The organism is Micromonospora sicca (assembly GCF_003172935.1).
Lineage (GTDB): Bacteria > Actinomycetota > Actinomycetes > Mycobacteriales > Micromonosporaceae > Micromonospora > Micromonospora sicca.
Genome location: NZ_QGKS01000114.1, coordinates 1 through 18,108 on the forward strand (window position 1 = coordinate 1; position 18,108 = coordinate 18,108).

An 18,108-nucleotide genomic window follows, 5' to 3' on the forward strand; every position below is an offset into this window, starting at 1 on the left:
GCGTCCCGCTGGGCCCGGGTGGGGGTGGAGCTGGCCCAGCCGCTGGCGTCCGCCGCCGGCTTCGGGGTGGCCGCCGTGCTGCCGCTCGACCGCCGCTGGTTCGTCGAACTGGTCCGCCGGTAGCCCGCGACCCCTGACCGGCCGCTGGTCTCCGCGGCGGTCGGATTGCGCTCCCGCCGGCGGGGACGGCTGGCCCCGGTGACCGCTGGTGTGCGCGACGGCAGGGCCGGCGTGGCCGGGTGCCCGGCCAGCGTCCCGGGGCGGCCGGGGATCCGGACGCCCGGGCGGTCCGCCCGGCGTACCGTGATCGTCGGTGTGGCGTGGCGGACGGTCCGGCGGGTGAGGAGGTGGCCCCGATGCTCGACCGGCGGTTGTTCCTGCACCTGGCGACCTGGCTGGGGCAGTGGCCGGCCGGTCGGGGGCTGCACGTGGTCCGCTCGCACCGCCGCGCGCGGCCGGCCTGGGACGGCCGGCTGCGGCCCGCCATCGCGGTCGCCGCGCCCGACTGCGCCATCCTCTCCGTGCCGCCGGACCGGGCCGAAGCGGTCCGGGCCCTGGCCCGGGACCGCTCGCTGCCGGGACTGCTGCCCGCCCTGCCCGGAGCGGTCGGGCTGCCGGACTGGCCCACCCACGGGGGCGCCTTCCGGTGGAGCCTCGCCCCGGCGCCGCTGCCCGACGTGGGCGAGTGGTCCGCGCCGACCGATCCGGGACTGCCGCCCTGGCTGCGGTTGTTCGACCGGGAGGTGCTGGTGGTGCGGGACGCCGAGGGGCGGTACCTGGCCGGCGCGGGGATCAAGCGGCACGACGCCTACGGGCACGAGCTGGCCGTCGGCACGGTATCGGACGTCCGGGGTCGGGGGCTGGCCCGGCGGCTCGTCGCCCAGGCGGCCCGGCGGGTGCTCGACGAGGGTGCCGTTCCGACCTATCTGCACGATTTCGGCAACGCCGCGTCCGCCCGGGTGGCCGAGGCGGCCGGTTTCCCGGACCGGGGCTGGACGTCGTACGGGGTCTTCCCGAGCTGATCGCCCTCCGCCTGCCCGGGCCGAACTGAGCCACTATCCCGCTGTCCGGTAGCGGACTTGACCTGCGTGTTCTCCGAGCGGCTGATCCTCGCCGTCAGTGACGCAGAGTGCGGATCAGGTCGAGCACCTGGCGGGTCACCGGGCGCAGCACCCGCAGCCGGGAGAGCCCGACCAGCCGGTCGACCAGCGGCACCGCCCCGTCGATCAGCTTCCGGGTACGGATCTGCTCGGGGGACCGGTCGTGTACCCAGTAGAGGACCACCCCCATGTACGCGAGCCAGAGCAGCTCGGGCAGCGCCGGTCGCAGCTCCGCGTCGACCCGGGCGGTGGACCCCTCCAGCACCTCCCCGAACAGCGCGATGGACGCCTCGCGGGGCGCCGAGGACTCGGCGGAGAACGGGCTCATCGGTGAGGTGGGCTCGGCCGCCGTCTTGAAGAAGCTCGCGGCGAACGAGTGGTACGGGGTGAGCACGTCGATGCCGGCGTGCAGCACCCCGGCCAGCCGCGCGGCGAACTCGCGTTCCCGGGTGAGCACCGGCGCGGCAGCCGCCCGGTGCTCGATCTGGGTGTCCGCGTAGAACTCCTGGATCAGGTGGTCCTTGGAGCCGAAGTAGTAGTAGGCGTTGCCCACCGCCACGCCCGCCTCCTGGGCGATCGCGCGCATCGTGGTCCGGGCGTAGCCGCGCTCCCGGAACAGCCGCATCGCCGTGTCCAGGATGAGCTGCCGGGTCTGCTCACCCCGGGTGGTCGCCGGTTCGCCGGTGGTCGGGCCACCCGCACCGGTCGTCGGGGCAGTCTGCTCGGTCATCGTCGCCACCGTATCCCGGGTCCGGCCATGGTTCCCGGACCAGCTCGCGTACCGAGGAAGCGGTCGCCACCACTCGTCGGGCCAGCGGCAGCAACTGCGGGCGGGCCAGCCGTTCGGCGGTGGACCGGTGATCGGCCAGCGCCCAGAGGCAGGCGAACCACGCGCCGTCCCCGGCGTACACCTCGCCGGTGTCGGCGACGACGGTCAGGTCCCGCAGGGTCGCGTCGTGGTCGAGGCCGGGGAAGCGCCGCCGGGCCTCGGCCGAGCCGGCCGGCACGAACTCCAGCGGTACGAGTTGCGGCCGGGACGCCAGCCACCGCCGGGCCGCTCGGCACAGCGGGCAGTGCGCGTCGAAGAGGACGGTGAACCCGCGGACCCCACCGGCCCCGTGCCCGGTGGGGTCCGCAGGGGCCACGCCCGTCCCGCCGCCGTCGGGTGGGACGCTCATCGCCCGGCCGGCGCCGGGCCGGTCGGCGCGGGGCCACCGGTCGCGGGCCCGGGCATCCCGGGGCCGGGCATCCCGGGGCCGGCCGGTCGGGCGCCGGGCTGCATCGGCGGGTGACCGACCGGCGCGATCGGCGGGTGCGGGGCGAGCTGCCGCAGCCGGTTGCGGCGGTACCGGCCGAGCGCGAAGACGTTGAAGAAGTGCAGCAGGCCGAGGACCAGCAGCACCCAGCCGACCTTCATGGAGAGTTCCTCCAGCGCCTGGCTGGTGGTGGAGACCGGGTCGGCGTGCTTCATGGCCACCGTGACGTAGCCGAGGTTGAGCAGGTAGAAGCCGACCACGAGGAGGCTGTTGACCGCGTCGGCGAGCCGCGGGTCGGCGAAGACCTCCTCCAGGAACACCAGCCCGTTGCGGGAGAGCGCGCGGGCCACCCACACGGTCAGGCCGATGCTGACCGCCAGGTAGACCAGGTACATCGAGACCTTGACGTCCATCTCGTCGCCCTTCTTGAACACGTTCAAATCCCTGTCGCGGATCACTGTAGGGCCTTTCTTGAACGTGTTCAAGAGCTGGGTCGCCGCTCCGTCCGTGGTGCGGTCGGGCCCGGCCCGGTATGGTCGCCCTCGGCGGCCGGCAGGGTCGGATTCTGCGCAGGGGTGGGGTCATGCAGGTCGGTACGCGGCACACGGATTCCGGACGCGTCGTCCTGGCCGTGGCCGGCGAGATCGACATGGCCAGCGCCGGGCGGCTGGACCAGGTTCTGGACGCTGTCCTCGACCGACCCGGCGTGGTGGAGGTCGTCGTCGACCTCGCCGAGGTTCCCTTCCTGGACTCGACCGGGGTCGCCGCCCTGCTGCGCGGTGCCGCCGAGGCGGTCGGCCGGGGTGCCACCCTCCGGGTTACCAACCCACGGCCCGTGGTGGCCCGGGTCCTGCGGATCACCGCGGTGGACGTCCTGCTCGGCTTCACCGACGGCGACGGCCGGTCCACGGTCGAGCCGGGCTGGCGGGGCCTGAGCTGACCTCGGAAGGTGTCACGGCTCGGACCGGGCCGCGGCCTCGCCCGACCACTCCACCAGCATGATCGTCTCGTCGTCCTGGGACCGGGCGCCCCGGTGCTCGGCGACCGCCCGGTTCAACCGCCGCAGCGTCTCGGGGGCGGGCAGGCCGGAGCGGATGTGCCGTTCGGCCAGGTCCACCAGGCGGGGCAGCCCGAACATCTCCCCGGCCCCGTCCCGGGCCTCGGTCACCCCGTCGGTGTGCAGCAGCAGCCGGTCGCCCGGCTCCAGCCGCGCCTCCGCCACTGTCGTCGGACCCGCCGACACCCCGAGCGGGGCTCGGCGGCCACCGGTCAGCGCCCGTACCGCCCGGCCCCCACGCAGCACCACCGGGGCCGGATGCCCGGCGTTGACGTACCGGAGAGCGCCGGTGGCGGTGTCGAGTTCGGCGACCACCGCGGTCACGAAGCGCCCGTCGCTCCACTGCGCGCGGACCGCCGCGTCGACCGCCGTCGCCTGGTCGGGCAGGTTTCCGCCGGCCCGCCGGGCCGCCCGGAGCGCGGACAGCGCGACCGAGGTGGTGAGCACCGCGGGCAGCCCGTGCCCCACCCCGTCCATGATCACCAGCGCGACCCATGGACCGTTCAGCGAATAGTCGAAGGCGTCCCCGCCCACCTCGTAGCAGGGCTCGAGGATGGCGCTGACCACCACCGCGTCGGTGGCGAAGGTGAGCGGTGGCAGCAGTTGCCAGAGCAGCTCGGCGGAGACGGCCATCGGGCGGCTGCGGCGGGTCCGGTGCAGGAGGTCGGCGTACGCTGCCTTGCTGGTCACCAGGTGGCCGATCAGGCCGGCGATCAGCCGGGCGCCGTCGCGTACGGCCTCGTCCGCCTGGTCGAGACCGGGCGGGAGGAGGATCTCCAGCAGCCCGAGCCGGTCGGTGCCGTCCACCATCGGCACCCAGAGCCGGCCGTCCTGCCCGGCGCGCACCCGCACCTCGGTGTACGCGCGGCCGGGCAGGCTGGTGTCGATCGGCAGCGGCGGCGGCGCCGGCCGGTCCGGCTCGGGCAACGGGCGCAGCGACTCCTGCTCGGCGTCGGCCAGGTAGGTCGTCACCGTGACGCCGAGTCCGTCCAGCGCCGCGTCCACCGAGGTGGTGAGCTGGTCGGGCGGTAGCCGGTGCGACCGGGAGAGCAGGTCGGCCAGCGCGCGCAGCCAGGGCTCGGTGGTGGTCATTCCCGGGGTGTACCCGGGATCGGACCGGGTCAGACCGGTCAGCCGGCCAGACCCAGCACCTGCGCCGCCGCCCGGCCGTTGGCGTGGCTGGCGCCGTAGGTGGTGACGAACGCCCGGGCGCCCGTCGGCCGCCAGCGGCTCGGCCAGCCCATCTCGACCACCGTGACCGGGTGAATGCCGGCCAGCGCGTCGACCAGCTCGGGGCCGCCCGGAATCCGGTGCAGATGCCGGCCGACCAGCACGATCGGCCGGTCCCCGGCGAGCCGGCGGAGCGCCTCCGGATCGGTCTCGCCGGCCACCGCGCGGATCTCCTCGGCGTCGGCGAGGTGCGGGCCCAGCCCCCACGGCACCCGGCCCTCGGCGATGGTGGAGTCGGCGTGCAGCTGCACCACGAGCGGCTTGGTCAGCTCGGCGACGTCGCCCTCGACGTGTACCGCCCGGAGTGCGGCGGCGTACCCGAGCCCGTCGACGCCGGGCGTCGGCGTGCCGGGGGCGCCGGTCCAGGTGGCCAGGTCGGCGGCGCGCCCGGCGGCCTCCTCGACCCGGCCCCGGTCCAGCCGGCCGTCAGCGAGCGCCGCGACGATCTCCGCCGCCACCTGTTCGACCAGTTCGGCGTCGACCTTCGCGCCGATGCAGAGCAGGTCGGCCCCGGCGGCGAGGGCGCGGACGGCGGCCGGGCCGACCCCGCCCGCGGCCAGCGCGGCGCCCTTCATCTCCAGCGCGTCGGTGATCACGGTGCCGGTGAAGCCGTACTCCCCGCGCAGCAGGTCGACCAGGACCGCCCGGCTGAAGGTGGCCGGGCCGTCACCGGTCAGCGCCGGCACCCGGATGTGCGCGGTCATCACCGCGCGGACGCCGGCGTCGACGACGGCCGCGAACGGCGGCAGGTCCCGTTGCCGCAGCAGGGCCGGCGGCACGTCGACGGTCGGCAGCTCGTGGTGGGAGTCGGCGACGGTCGCGCCGTGGCCGGGGAAGTGCTTCGCGCAGGCGGCCACCCCGGCCGACTGGAGGCCGTACACCGCGGCGGCCGAGTGGGCGGCCACCCGGGCCGGGTCGGCGCCGAACGAGCGGGTGCCGATGACCGGGTTGTCGTCCGCGGTGTTGACGTCGACGGTGGGGGCCAGGTCGACGGTGATGCCGAGGGCGGCCAGCTCCGCGCCGATCGCCGAGTAGACCTGGCGGGTCAGCACCACGTCGTCGACCGCGCCGAGCGCGGCGTTGCCCGGGTACGGGCTGCCGGTGGCGTGGGCCAGCCGGGTGACGTCGCCGCCCTCCTCGTCGATCGCGACGATGACGTCCGGCCGGCCGGCCCGCAGCGCGGCGCTGCTCGCCGCGACCTGGGCCGGGTCGTGGATGTTGGTGCCGAACAGGGTGTGCCCGGCGAGTCCCTCGGCCAGCAGGTCCACCGCCCAGTCCGGGGGGACCGGCCCCGAATACGCGGCGAGCAGGGTGCCCAGCGCGAGCCGGCGAAGTCCTGGATCCAACCCCACGTGTTACCCCTTTCGGTGCCGGACGGCACGAGTGTCGCACCGGAGCGGCCGTCCCGGACGGCGTCGCTGCCGGGTCGTCCGAAGACTCCGGATCCGGGTGGCCGATACGCTAGCGGGCACCCGTCTGCAGGTCTTTATCGGTTAGCAAAGTTTACTGAAAATAAAGGACGTGGCATGAGTGCGACCCGGTTGCCCGGCACCCCCCGCCTGTTGCGGGCGCTCAACGACCGCGCGGCGCTGGAGTTGCTCCTCGAACGCGGCCCCCTCACCCGAGCCCGGATCGGCGAGCTGACCGGGCTCTCCAAGGTCACCGCCTCCCAGCTCGTGGAGCGGCTGGAGGAGCGGGGCCTGGTCACCCGGGTCGGCGAGCAGGCCGGCGGGCGGGGCCCGAACGCCCAGCTCTACGCGGTCCGGCCGGGCAGCGCCCACGTGGTCGGGGTGGACGTCGACGCGGACCGGGTGGTGGCGGCCTGCGCCGACATCACCGGCGCCGTGATCGGCCGGGTGGAGCAGTCCACGAAGGACACCGACGACCCGGTGGGCGTGGTGCACAACGCGGTGGTGCAGGCGGCGAGCAGCGCGGGCGCGGAGCTGTCCAGCGTACGGCGGATCGTGCTCGGCACCCCCGGCCTGGTCGACCCGGGCACCGGGGACATCACCTTCGCGTTCAACCTGCCGCGCTGGCACAGCGGCCTGCTCGCCGCGCTCCGCGAGGACCTGCACACCCCGGTGGTCTTCGAGAACGACGTCAACCTCGCCGCCGTCGCCGAGGCGCAGTCCGGCGCCGCGCAGGGGGTGTCGGACTTCGTGCTGGTCTGGGTGGGGGCGGGCGTCGGCCTGGCGATCGTGCTCGGCGGCCGGCTGCACCACGGCAGCAGCGGCGCGGCCGGCGAGATCGGCTACCTGCCGGTCCCCGGAGCCCGGATCCCGCGGGACGTCTCGAAGCGGGCCAAGCCGGCGTTCCAGCAGCTCGCCGGCGCCGACGCGCTTCGTGCGGTGGCCGCCGAGCACGGCTTCGCCGCCGACACCGCGGCCGACGCGGTACGCGCCGCGATCGACGCCGGCGCGGCCGGTGACCCGGTCCTCGACGAGTTGGCCCGCCGGCTGGCCCTCGGGGTGGCCAGCACCTGCGTGGTGCTCGACCCGCCGCTGGTGGTGCTGGCCGGTGAGGTGGGCCAGGCCGGCGGAACGGCGCTGGCCGAGCGGGTGCAGCACGAGGTCGCCGCGATCACCCTGGTCCGACCCCGGGTGGTGCCCACCGGGCTCACCGAGGAGCCGATCCTGCGGGGGGCGCTGCGCACCGCGCTGGACGCGGTCCGCGACGAGGTGTTCGGCTCGACGGTCGGCTGACCGGCCGGCGGGGCGCCCGGCCGGTGCCGTCGTCGGTGGCGCCGCCATGTGAAGGAATTCTTCACGAGTGGTTTGATCTCTGCAAGGAGTTGCCGGGCGCGGAACGGCCCCCGCCGCCCGGACGGGAGCAGGGGCCGTTCGCGGCGGTCAGATCAGGTCGCGGCGGCGGAACGCGGCGAACGCGGCCACCACCAGCGCCGCCGTCAGACCGAGCAGCACCGTCAGCCCCGGTCGCCAGCTCATGACGTAGAAGCCGTCGCAGAAGCCGGAAGTGTCGCCCTGGCAGGCGTGGCTGTCCCAGAACCGGGCCTCCCCGGCCAGCCAGGCGCCCACATAACTGGAGAGCATCCACTGGTCCGGGCGGGCCGCCCCGACGATCTGCAGCACCAGCCGGGCGCCCAGCTCCCACACCACCAGATACGCGGCCACGGCGCCCAGCGCCGCCGACGTGTGCCGGCCCAGCGTGGCGATCGCGAAGCCCAGCGCGGCGGTCAGCAGCACCAGCACCAGCCCCCGCCCGTACGTCGCACCCAACGATCGCCAGAACTCGCCGTCCAGCCGCCCCGGCAGGCCGGCGGTCTGCGCGATCAGCCAGAACACGGCCAGGTACGCCGCCGACGCCACCGCCGAGAGCACCAGCAGCGCGCCGAGCAGGGTGCCCAGCTTCGCGCCGAGCACCGCCCCCCGGCGGGGCCGCCAGAGCAGCAGGTTCACCACCCCGCCGGAGTTCAGGTCCGCCCCGATGTACGACGCCGCGACCAGGAAGCCGAAGAGCATCAGGAACGCGACGAGGAAGTAGAGCAGCGGGCGGGCCTGGTCGGCGAAGGTGAAGACGCCGCTGAGGAAGTCCCCCGCCACCGGCACATGCTCCATCCGGACCGGATCGATCTCGCTGCAATCCCCGGGGACGTAGTCGCTCTCCTCCGGCGCGACCGTTCCCGCCTTGATCCGCAGGCACCGGTCGTGCGCCGCCTCCATGCTGCTGCGCTGCTCGGCGGCCTGCGCCTGGGCCCGGCTCATCTCGTCCGGGGTCGGCCGGTGCGACCCGGCGAGCGTGGTCGCGGCGGTGACCGCGAACGCGATCAACAGCAGCACCACCATCAACTGCACGAAGCGGCGCGCGGACAGCCGCTCCAACTCGGCACGGACCAGCTTCACGCCCCCACCTCCCGGTTCTCGCGTGCGTCGAGGTCGATCAGCATGTCGTCCGGCTCGGCGTCCGGCGGGACCGAGCCGTCCAGCTGGCGGGGCACCGCCGGGTGCGGCGTGGTCCCGGTCAACTCCAGGAAGACGCTCTCCAGGTCCGGCCGGAGCGGGACCAGCTCGCGTACCCAGAGACCCTGCTCGCCCAGCGTGCGACTGATCAGCTCCGGCTCGTCCACCCCGGCGACCAGCAGGTGGTCGGGGTGGTCGGTGACCGCCAGCCCGAGCGCCCGCAGCAGCTCCGCCGCGCGCTCCGGCTCGGCCACCCGGACCTGCCACTCGTGCTGGTCGAAACCGGCGAGCACCTCCTCCACCGGCCCGGCCGCCACCCGGCGCCCCCGGCTGATGATCGTCACGTGGTCGCAGATCAGCTGGATCTCGGCCAGGATGTGGCTGGAGAGCAGCACCGTCACGCCCGCCGCCGAGAGCGACCGCATCAGGTCCCGCATCTCCCGGATCCCCGCCGGGTCCAGCCCGTTCGCCGGCTCGTCGAGGATCAACAGCTCCGGGTTCTTCAGCAACGCCGACGCCACCGCCAGCCGCTGCTTCATGCCCAGCGAGTAGCCCTTGACCCGCTCGTCGCCCCGATCGCGCAGGCCGACCTGCTCCAGCACCTCGTCCACCCGGCCGGTCGGCACGCCCCCGGCCACGGCGAGCAGCCGTAGCGTCCGGTGGGCGGTGAAGTTGCCGAAGAACTGCGGGCTCTCCACGATCGCGCCGACCCGGCCGGCGACCTCGGGCAGCCGCTCCGGCGCGGACGCCCCGAGCACGCTCATCCGGCCGCTGTCCGCCCGCACCAGACCCAGCAGGGCGCGCAGGGTGGTGGTCTTGCCCGAACCGTTGGGCCCGAGGAAGCCGTGCACCTGGCCGGCCTCGACCAACAGGTCGAAACCGTCGACGGCGACCCGATGCCCGTGGCGGAGCGTGTGGAAGGTCTTACGGAGACCGTCGATCTCGATGACCGCGCTCATCCGCGCGGCTCCTGACAGGGCATGGACCTTCCTCCGGATAGGTGACCAACGACACGGCGCCTCACCTTATGGCGGCGGCGCCGCCCGTGGGGGGGCAGCTCGCGCGGCGCGTGATTGGATGGACCGGTGACTGGTGACCTGATCCCCGGCGCCGCCGGCGCCCCCGCCGCCCCCTCGACCGTGGACACGGATCTGGTGGTCAGCCTCGACGGGGTCGGCGTCAGGCGGTCCGGCAGCGCGTTGCTGCACGACGTCGACTGGCGGGTCGAGCTGGACGAGCGCTGGGTGGTGCTCGGGCCGAACGGAGCCGGGAAGACGACCCTGCTCAGCCTCGCCGCCGGGCGGCTGCACCCGACCACCGGCGCCGCGTACGTGCTCGGCGAGCGGATCGGCCGGACCGACGTCAACGAGCTGCGGATGCGGATCGGCCTCTCCACCGCCGCGCTGGCCGAGCGGGTCCCCGCCGAGGAGCGGGTCAGCGACGTCGTGGTCACCGCCGCCTGGTCGGTGGTGGGCCGCTGGCGGGAGGGCTACGACCGCACCGACGAGGCCCGCGCCCGGGCCCTGCTCGGGCAGCTCGGCATCGGGCACCTGGCCGACCGCGCGTACGGCACGCTGTCGGAGGGGGAGCGTAAGCGGGTGCAGATCGCCCGCGCGCTGATGACCGACCCCGAGCTGCTGCTCCTCGACGAGCCGGCCGCCGGGCTCGACCTGGGCGGTCGCGAGGACCTGGTGGCCCGGCTGGCCGAGCTGGCGTACGACCCGGACGCCCCGGCGCTGGTGCTGGTGACCCACCACGTGGAGGAGATCCCGCCGGGCTTCACCCACGCGCTGCTGCTGCGCGAGGGCGGCGTGGTGGCGCAGGGCCTGCTCGCCGACACCCTCACCGCCGACAACCTCTCGAAGACCTTCGGCCTGCCCCTGGTCGTCGAGCGCTCCGCCGACCGCTGGACCGCCCGCGCCGCCTGAGGAAGGAACCACCGTGCAGCAGACCCGGGTGGCCGTGGTGGGCAGCGCCAACATGGATCTGATCGGCACCGCGCCCGCGCTGCCCCGGCCGGGGGAGACCCTGCTCGGCACCGACTTCGTCATGCTTCCCGGGGGCAAGGGCGCCAACCAGGCGATCGCCGCCGTCCGCGCCGGCGCGTCCTGCGTCTTCCTCGGCGCGATCGGCTCGGACGCCTTCGGGGTCACCCTCAAGGCCCGGATCACCGCCGCCGGGGTGGACACCGGCCAGCTCCGGGTGGTGTACGGGGCCTCCGGCGTGGCGCTGGTCATGGTGGGCGCCGAGGGGGAGAACGCGATCCTGGTGACGCCCGGCGCCAACGGGGCCTTCGTCGGGCTGACCGAGGGCGAGCTGCACGCCGTACGCGAGGCGGACGTGCTGGTCGCCCAGCTTGAGGTGCCGGTCGAGACGGTGACCGAGGCGGCGGTCGCGGCCCGGGCGGCCGGCACCCGGGTGATCCTCAACGCGGCGCCGGCGCGGCCGGTGCCGGCGGAGCTGCTCGCCGCGGTGGACCTGCTGGTGGTCAACGAGACCGAGGCGCGGGCGCTCACCGGCCGGGGCCGGGACGAGCCGGCGGCGCTGCTCGACCTGGTGCCGCGGGCGGTGCTCACCCTCGGCGCCCAGGGCGCCTGGTACGTCGACCGGGACGGCCGGTCGGTGCACGTCCCGCCGGTCAAGGTCGAGGCGGTGGACTTCACCGCCGCTGGTGACGCGTTCACCGCCGCCCTGGCCGTCGCCTGGGGCGAGGGGCGTGAACTGGTCGACGCGGTGCACTGGGCGGCGGCGGCCGGGGCGGCCTGCGTACGGCGGCTCGGCGCCTCGGTGGCGTTGCCCCGCCGGGTCGAGATCGACGAGCTGTACGTCCCGGCCGCCTGACCCGCCCCGCCGCCCCGATCCGCGAGGCGGTCAGGCGGCCGGTTCGTCGGCGAGCCGCTCACCTCGGCGGCGCAGCATGCCCAGGCCGGGGATGCCGGCGACGGCCAGCTTGAGGTCGCGGGTGACGTCGAGCAGGTCGTGCAGGTCCGGGCCGACCCGGTCCAGGGTGGCCAGGATCGGCAGGACGTCCGCGGTCAGGTGCTCCTTGAGCTTCGGCAGCTCGTCGATGAGCCGGATCGCCGCGGTCACCTCCTCGTGGCTGAGCTGTTCGACGAACCGGGTCGCCATCGGCGCGGCCCGGCGCAGCGCCGGCTCGTACGCGGCCAGCAGGTCGGCGGCGGTGCCGGCGGCCTCCTCGGCGGCGACCACCGTGCCGGCGGCCCGCCCGGCCACGGCGTCCGCCTCGGCGACCAGCGTGCCGGCGGCCCGGGCCACCCGCTCGGCGTCGCCGACCACCACGGCAGCCGCCGCGGCGACCTCGGTGGCGGTCTCGATCGCGCCGGTGGCGGCGGCGCTGATCACCGCGACCTCGCGGACCGCCGTCTCCGCGTCGGTGAGCACCCGGTCGGTGCGGTCCAGGGTGCTCTCGATCCGATCCACCACCCCGTTGATCCGGCGCAGCAGCGCCTCGACCTCGTCGAGGACCGCGAAGGCGCGGGCCGGTACGGCGGCGAGCGAGGCGGCCGAGCCGAGGGCCTGGTCCAGGGCGGAGCGGGTGAGGCCGACGACCGCGCCGGGCCGGGGGAGGGGAATCGCCATGTTCCCCAGTGTGCGTGGGCGGCGCTAGGAGCGCCGGGTGGTCATCGACGGTCGCCCTGCTGTTCGACGGCGCGCTGCACGGCCCGGTAGATCTGCCCGAACCGTAGCGCGTCCGGCGTGCGGAGCAGCATCACCTCCCGCCCGTGGTGCTGCACCCACAGCTCGTGCACCCGGTTGCCGCGTTCGTAGGAGCGGTCCAGCCAGCCCAGCGGCAGCTCCAGGAAAGGGGTGAGGACCAGGCCGCCGACCACGAAGGCGGCCAGGATGACCAGCGCGAGCTTCCAGTTGCCGCGGTCCTGCGCGGCCCAGGCCAGCGAGACCACACAGACCAGCGCGACCAGCGGCGGCAGGGACAGGAGCACGACCAGGACTCCGCGTCCCAGGACGCGGCCGCGGACCGCCAGGGTGGTCGCGCCCCGGGCGTGCCAGACGTACGCCACGTCGGCGAGCGCGATGACATGCCCGCCCGCGTGGATGGCTTCGGAGGTGACCTGTACCGCGTCGTCCCGGTAATAGAGGGTCATCACTAAGCGTCTCTGGTTCCCTATGCGATTCTCGGCGAGCCGGACATCCGGCTGGCGCTACCATCCCGGTCGGTTACGGGGGTGGCGTGCACGTGGCGGTGGAAGCCGCGACCGAGGGCTGCCCCGCGGACCCGGTGAGGGTGTCGCGGGGTGGTGGTGGGAGCCGTGTGCGGCACCTGGCTGACCGGCCCTTTCGGGTTGGTCTCCTGGGGTGTCCGTCCCGCCGGACGCTGACCGGAGGATCCCGATGGGGATTCTGCCGGGGCGGGAACCTGCCGTCGCAAGGGCAGCAGGCGTGAGGTCTTGACCGTTGCAGGTCGGATCTGCTTCGGGGTGGGTGCGGTTTTGCGTCGATCCCGCGCCGGCGGGATCGTGGCGGTGCGGGTTGGTCGACGCGTCTGGTGGCGGGCCGGTGTGTCGGTGGCGGTCCGGATCGCGGCGTTGCCGTTACGGCCGCGGCGGGTGTTGGCCTGGTTGGCTAGGCCCCGGGCGGCGATCCGTTGCGCCGCGGCGTGGTCACGGTCCATCGACAGGCCGCACGAGCAGTTCGCCCACCGGTACCCGGCCACCATCCGCTGTGGTGTTTTGACGTGCTTGACCGGACCGCCGCAGCGGGGACAGCCGGACGAGGTGCCACGCGCCGGGACAGTGACGACTGCGATATCTACTTTCGCGGCGAGGTGGGCGATGGCGGTGAACACGGTGCCGCGTACCGCACCGGAGAGTCGCCGGTTGAGGCTGCGTGACCGGCCACCGCCCTCGAGCGTGGCGAGGTCCTCGACGTAGATGACGGTGGCGCCGGCCGCGGTCGCCTGGTCGACGAGCCACCGCGCCGACGACCAGGCAAGAGCCTTGTTGAGATGCCGGATCCGGGCGCACACCGCCGTATGCTCGGCCTGCAGGAGGGCGAGCTTCGCAGTCAATGCCGCTGCGGCAGGGTGGTGGGTGGGCCGGCCGTCGCGCAGCCGCGCCAGGTGGTCGGCTTTGGTGTTGAGGTGTTCGCGGTGGCGGCGTAGCCGCACCAGTTTCGCCGACGCGCCGGTCGCGTCGAACCGCAACGGGCGGCCCTGCACCACCACGGTGCCGTCCTGGTCGAGGTCGGCCACGGTCGCGGTCAGCAGGGTGTTCACACCCCAGTCGACACCGAGCGCACGAGTGTGGCCGTCCAACCGGGGTGGGGTGTGCGGGGTCTGCCAGGGCAGGTCGACGCGAACCTTGCCATCGCCGGGACGCAGCGTCGGAGTGCACACCTTCACCCCGGCGGGCACGATCGCCGGCAGCACCACGTCGAAGGCATGCCACACCCAGTCGCGGTACGAGGCCGGCGCCGGGCACGTCGGAAGCTGCGACCACACCCGCACGATGCTGTCGTCGACCCGGTCGACGGCGACCTGTTGCCGGTCGGCCGCAGCGAGGCTCACCTGCCGAGCCGCGGCCGGCTGACCCTCCAGCTCACACAGGTCCGCCGGCGGCCGGCCATGCCCGGCGATGTGTGCGGTGATCTGTCGGGTGCGGTTGCGGATCGTCGCGTTATCGGTTGCGTCGGGCAGCGCCGCCCGCAACGCAGCCCATTCGTCATCGGTGCGAGCGGACGGATCGGCCGGCCACGTGGCCAGCAGCGCGGCAACGATCGCACGACGGTGGCACGCCAGACGCAGAACGCGGGCGGCTTCTTCCTCGGCGATCCGACGAACCCGGTCCGACACCACCACACCCGCCGGCGGCACCGCAGCCCAGCCGAGCCGGCGCAACGCCATCCACCCGTTGCCCGGCAGCCGCCGCCCCTCAGGGCCGACCCCACCGGCAAGCTCCGCAAGGTCAGCATCCGACCAGTGCGCAACGATCACCCCGTCGGCCATGCTTTGAACCAGGTCCGCGAGCCACCCGACCCGTTCGGCGAGCACCCGCCCCGTCACGGGCGCCTGCACCCCCGGCGCGTCGGGCTTACCGCCGCACACCGCCCGGTATGCGGTGCAGGTCGCGGTCGACGTCAACACGGAGCCAGCCACTACCCCACGCCTTTACCCGCGGCCGCCAGCAGTCGCCGCTTGGCCTCACGCGACCGCAGGCCGTACATCCGACCGGCGAATATGGCGACCAGAGACATGAAGTCGTCCACCAGTTCCTCGACCCCACCGGCCGAACCCTTCGAATGCAGCACCTCGACGGTCACCCCGTCACGGGCGAGCAGAGCGGTCAACCACGCGGTGCCGAACCGGGCCAGCCGGTCGCGGTGGGTCACTCTCACTACGGTGAACTCGCCGGCCGCCGCGCCCTTCAGCAGCCGCGTCAGTCCCGGCCGGTTCTCCCGCAGCCCAGACGCGTTGTCCTTGAACACCGCCACGACCTCGGCGGCAGCAGTAGCCCGCAGTTCCGCCTCTTGGGCCACCAGCGACGTCTCCTGGCCAGACGTACCCGACACCCGCACATACAACGCCTCACGGCGCGGCCGTTCCGCCTCACCCCGTCCGACGAACGCATCGAGCAACGCAGAGTCGAACCGACGCTCCCGACCAACCCACGTCACCGCCACCCGTCCCTCATCCGCCCACCGGCGCAGCGTCACAGGATGCACACCGATGTACTCAGCGGCCGGACCCAGACGCAGCAACGACATGATCAAGAACGTACCACATAGGTTCGCTTAGTTACTTCGACCTGAAAAACGGCGGTTCTCGTTGAGCAGGCTTGGCTGCTCTGGGACTCGCCGGGTCTGGGGTGGTAGCAGATCTCTCCCTGGGTGGCTTTCAGGCGGCGAGGGCGCTGATCTTGACCAGGTTGTGAGCCAGGACGCCGTGTCCGGCCCAGATCCGGGCGCCTTCGGTTCCGTTGATGCGGGTTCGGTCCCAGCCGTATCCGCGTTTGAGGGTGCTGATCCTGCCTTCGCATCCGGTTCGCCATTTCACGGTTCGTCGGAACGCCGGTCGGTGTTCGATGGCTTTGCGGGTCGCGGTGGGTTTGCCCTTGCGGGGGATCACCACGTTGCGGACACCGAGGTCGGTGAGGGCGTCCTCGACGCTTTTCTCGCCGTAGCCTCGGTCGGCGGTCACGGTGCGCGGGGTGCGTCCGGTGCGGTGGATGACCCGCTCGACTGCGGGTGCCAGTTGGGGTGCGTCGGCGGGGTTGCCGTGCTCGACGGTGTAGTCCACGACGATGCCGTCGTCGCCCTCAACCAGCTGTCCCTTGTGGCCGAACTCCACGGGTTTGCCGAGGCGTCACTTGGCGATCGGGCGTGCGTCCGGGTCGTGCAGGCTGACCCGTCGGTTGGCGCCGTCGGGGGTCTGGCCGGACAGCCGCTGCCGGGTCTGCGCGGCGATCTGGCGGGTCGCCTGGACCAGGTCCTCCAGGTCGTTCACCGCGCGGGCCAGCCGGCCGCGGCGCCGTCCGACAGCGGGATCAGGCTGACCACCAGCGACCTTGGTGGCTGCTGCCTTGGCCCGGGCCCGGCGTAGCGACCGCTTGGCGTTGGCCAGCAGCCGCTCGGCATCGGTGCAGGTGGTCTCAGCCAGGTCGGCCAGCTCCCCGGTCACCCGGCGCACCCCCGCCAACGCTTCGTCCCGACCGGCGGCGCTGCGGCTGCGCAGCTTCGCGCCGATGGCATGTGCCCGCTTTCCCGCCGAGCGGGAACGGTCTCGCACCCTGGGCCGGGTCGCCCCGCCGGCGGCCTGGATCCGCTTGCCGGTGGCCGCGATCCGCCGGATCGCCTTGGCCAGCAGACCTGAGTCATTCAGGCCCTCCACCGCCGCCGACCCGCATCGGGTGGTCAGCTTCATCAACGTCGTCGGATGCGGCACCGACCCGTCCAGCGGGATCCGGCAGAACCGCCGCCAGGTGATCGAGTCCGCGACCTCCCGGCACAAGCTTTCGTACCCAAGCCGGTAGCGGAACTTCAGAAACATCAACCGCAGGTAGGTCTCCATCGGCGTCGACGGCCGACCCAACCGGAGATCGAAAACGGTACGAACGGCGCGAAGAACGCCCGGTCATTCAGCAGCACGTCGATCCGAGCCAACTCGTTCGGAAGCCGAAGCAGCTGCTCTGGCAGCGCCGACTCGAATAACGACGGCTGATCGCCTACGGCACGAAACACCATGGCCTCGATCCCTTCTAGCCCAAGGGTTCGAGGCCATCCTCTCGATCACACGGCGCCCGAAGACGGACCGCCACGCGCCGACTTTTTCAGGTGGAAGTAGTTAATCAGCCAACAGTTGCACACCCTGCTCGGGGCGATCGGCTGGACCACCCTCGGCTCGGTGCTGGGGGCGCTGGCCCTGTACTACGTCGGCGCCGCCCTCGGACGGGACCGGATGCGGGCCATCGCGGCCCGGCTGCCGCTGGTGAAGCTGGCGGACGTCGACCGCACCGAGACCTGGTTCCTCCGCCACGGCGTGAAGGCGGTGTTCTTCGGCCGGATGATTCCGATCTTCCGCAGCCTCATCTCCATCCCGGCCGGCATCGAGCGGATGCGCGTGCCGGTCTTCCTGCTCTACACCACGCTCGGCAGCCTGCTCTGGAACACCACCTTCGTCCTCGCCGGCTACCTGCTCGGGGAGAATTGGCACTTGGTCGAGACGTACGTGGGCACCTTCCAGAACGTCGTCATCGGCGCCGGCGCGGCGGCCGTCGGCTGGTTCGTGTTCACCCGGGTGCGGCGGGCGCGGCGGGACCGGGAAGGTGCGGCGGACCAGCCGGCCGGGTCGTCGGGCCAGCGGGGGACCGTCGGGGTGGTTGGTGGACGGGTGAGGAGTTCGACGATCGGCGGTAACGCGTCGGTGGCTGCCGTCCCTTGTGGTCCCTTGTTGGTTGCGGTGGGGGGTGTGGCCCGCCGTGCCCGGCTTCGGGCGGTCAGGCTTGATCCCTGCGCCGGTCACGGCGGGCCACACCCCTGACCTGGGCCGGGTGCGTCCATGGGTTCCGGGTGGGGCGGTTCGCGTGTCCCGTCGAGATCGTCGCGGGTTGCGGCAGGGTGGTGTCTCCGGGCGTGGTGCGGCCCCGTGTGCCGCAGGCTGGATGGATCTTGCCGGCTGGCGGGTCGGTCGTGTGAGTCGTCTGGGTGGGATGTCCGGTTTCTGGGTGTGACCGGTGGCATCCTCGGGCCGGAATCGTGGCCGGGGCGGGGTCGTTGTATCTCGCGTACGACCGAGTACCTGGCCCGCTCGACGGGCCGGCGGACGGGCCCCGGGAATGATGGCGGGCCGGCGGTCGTTACACATGGTCCCGGCGCCGCGATCAGGTATTACCGCTTGGCGGACCCGCGTTGAGGCTCCCCGCCCCCGCGGACCGGGCAGAGACTTTTCCCCCTTTTGCTTTTGAGCGCCTGACGGTGCTTGCGCATGTCCCGGCCCCCACCGGGTGTGCGCCAACCCCCAAGGAGCTTTGTCATGAACACGATGCTGCGTAAGAGCGTGCTGGGTATTGCTGGTC

16 protein-coding genes and 2 pseudogenes are annotated in these 18,108 nt (G+C 73.5%); 6 read left to right on the plus strand and 12 right to left on the minus strand.

From position 1 onward, the window contains the following. Positions 1-356 precede the first annotated feature (356 nt). A complete protein-coding gene (locus tag DKT69_RS05090) occupies positions 357-1,022 on the plus strand; it encodes a GNAT family N-acetyltransferase (RefSeq protein WP_109800442.1) in 666 nt (221 codons plus the stop codon). Positions 1,023-1,116: 94 nt separating this feature from the next. On the opposite strand, the gene DKT69_RS05095 is transcribed toward DKT69_RS05090, so the two are convergent. From DKT69_RS05095 to DKT69_RS05105, 3 genes are read right to left on the minus strand one after another with little or no spacing between them, the layout of a single operon-like run. Continuing rightward, complete coding sequence (locus tag DKT69_RS05095) at positions 1,117-1,830, minus strand: TetR family transcriptional regulator (RefSeq protein ID WP_109800429.1); 714 nt, start codon at positions 1,828-1,830, stop codon at positions 1,117-1,119. Then, positions 1,757-2,278, minus strand: a complete 522-nt coding sequence (locus DKT69_RS05100; protein ID WP_109800430.1) for a thiol-disulfide oxidoreductase DCC family protein — start codon at positions 2,276-2,278, stop codon at positions 1,757-1,759. Before DKT69_RS05100 ends, DKT69_RS05095 begins: the two co-directional genes overlap by 74 nt. Next, entirely contained in the window at positions 2,275-2,790 is a 516-nt protein-coding gene (locus DKT69_RS05105; protein WP_236647343.1) for a hypothetical protein, read from the minus strand. The genes DKT69_RS05100 and DKT69_RS05105 overlap by 4 nt, the downstream gene beginning before the upstream one ends. 149 nt (positions 2,791-2,939) lie before the next feature. Here DKT69_RS05105 and DKT69_RS05110 point away from each other — a divergent pair, with 149 nt between their 5' ends. Beyond that, positions 2,940-3,296: an STAS domain-containing protein gene (locus DKT69_RS05110; protein ID WP_161557770.1), complete on the plus strand. Its 357-nt coding sequence runs from the start codon at positions 2,940-2,942 to the stop codon at positions 3,294-3,296. 12 nt (positions 3,297-3,308) lie between these two features. On the opposite strand, the gene DKT69_RS05115 is transcribed toward DKT69_RS05110, so the two are convergent. Both DKT69_RS05115 and DKT69_RS05120 read right to left on the minus strand, forming a co-directional pair. Beyond that, entirely contained in the window at positions 3,309-4,505 is a 1,197-nt protein-coding gene (locus tag DKT69_RS05115) for a PP2C family protein-serine/threonine phosphatase (protein WP_109800432.1), read from the minus strand. 38 nt (positions 4,506-4,543) lie between these two features. Continuing rightward, the gene (locus tag DKT69_RS05120; RefSeq protein WP_109800433.1) at positions 4,544-5,995 is read right to left on the minus strand and encodes a glycoside hydrolase family 3 protein; all 1,452 of its coding nucleotides are present in this window, start codon (positions 5,993-5,995) and stop codon (positions 4,544-4,546) included. 174 nt (positions 5,996-6,169) lie between these two features. Between DKT69_RS05120 and DKT69_RS05125 the strand changes: the two genes are divergently transcribed. Further along, entirely contained in the window at positions 6,170-7,345 is a 1,176-nt protein-coding gene (locus tag DKT69_RS05125) for an ROK family transcriptional regulator (RefSeq protein WP_109800434.1), read from the plus strand. A 147-nt stretch (positions 7,346-7,492) separates the two neighbouring features. On the opposite strand, the gene DKT69_RS05130 is transcribed toward DKT69_RS05125, so the two are convergent. Together DKT69_RS05130 and DKT69_RS05135 are read right to left on the minus strand one after the other, a co-directional pair. Then, positions 7,493-8,503 carry an ABC transporter permease subunit gene (locus DKT69_RS05130; protein WP_109800435.1) on the minus strand — a complete coding sequence of 337 codons (1,011 nt, stop codon included), beginning with the start codon at positions 8,501-8,503 and terminating at the stop codon, positions 7,493-7,495. Then, a complete protein-coding gene (locus tag DKT69_RS05135) occupies positions 8,500-9,519 on the minus strand; it encodes an ABC transporter ATP-binding protein (protein ID WP_109800436.1) in 1,020 nt (339 codons plus the stop codon). Before DKT69_RS05135 ends, DKT69_RS05130 begins: the two co-directional genes overlap by 4 nt. A 126-nt stretch (positions 9,520-9,645) precedes the next feature. Between DKT69_RS05135 and DKT69_RS05140 the strand changes: the two genes are divergently transcribed. Both DKT69_RS05140 and DKT69_RS05145 read left to right on the plus strand, forming a co-directional pair. Next, positions 9,646-10,488 (plus strand): ABC transporter ATP-binding protein, encoded by an 843-nt coding sequence (locus DKT69_RS05140; RefSeq protein ID WP_109800437.1) that lies wholly within the window; start codon positions 9,646-9,648, stop codon positions 10,486-10,488. A gap of 13 nt (positions 10,489-10,501) precedes the next feature. Then, positions 10,502-11,401, plus strand: coding sequence for a ribokinase (locus DKT69_RS05145; protein ID WP_109800438.1), 900 nt, complete (start codon positions 10,502-10,504; stop codon positions 11,399-11,401). A gap of 30 nt (positions 11,402-11,431) precedes the next feature. Here the strand turns inward: DKT69_RS05145 and DKT69_RS05150 are convergent, their stop codons facing one another. The 5 genes and pseudogenes from DKT69_RS05150 to DKT69_RS05170 form a co-directional block, all read right to left on the minus strand. Next, positions 11,432-12,160, minus strand: coding sequence for a hypothetical protein (locus tag DKT69_RS05150; protein WP_109800439.1), 729 nt, complete (start codon positions 12,158-12,160; stop codon positions 11,432-11,434). Positions 12,161-12,201: 41 nt separating this feature from the next. Beyond that, positions 12,202-12,684 carry a DUF6232 family protein gene (locus DKT69_RS05155; protein ID WP_109800440.1) on the minus strand — a complete coding sequence of 161 codons (483 nt, stop codon included), beginning with the start codon at positions 12,682-12,684 and terminating at the stop codon, positions 12,202-12,204. A gap of 20 nt (positions 12,685-12,704) precedes the next feature. Further along, positions 12,705-14,600, minus strand: coding sequence for a zinc ribbon domain-containing protein (locus DKT69_RS05160; RefSeq protein WP_146230984.1), 1,896 nt, complete (start codon positions 14,598-14,600; stop codon positions 12,705-12,707). A 92-nt stretch (positions 14,601-14,692) separates the two neighbouring features. Beyond that, positions 14,693-15,301: an IS607 family transposase gene (locus tag DKT69_RS05165; RefSeq protein ID WP_201749496.1), complete on the minus strand. Its 609-nt coding sequence runs from the start codon at positions 15,299-15,301 to the stop codon at positions 14,693-14,695. A 130-nt stretch (positions 15,302-15,431) separates the two neighbouring features. Further along, positions 15,432-16,774, minus strand: a pseudogene (locus tag DKT69_RS05170) (transposase). A 124-nt stretch (positions 16,775-16,898) separates the two neighbouring features. Here DKT69_RS05170 and DKT69_RS05175 point away from each other — a divergent pair. After that, positions 16,899-17,573: pseudogene (locus DKT69_RS05175) on the plus strand (DedA family protein); the annotation flags it as partial. Positions 17,574-18,108 lie beyond the last annotated feature (535 nt).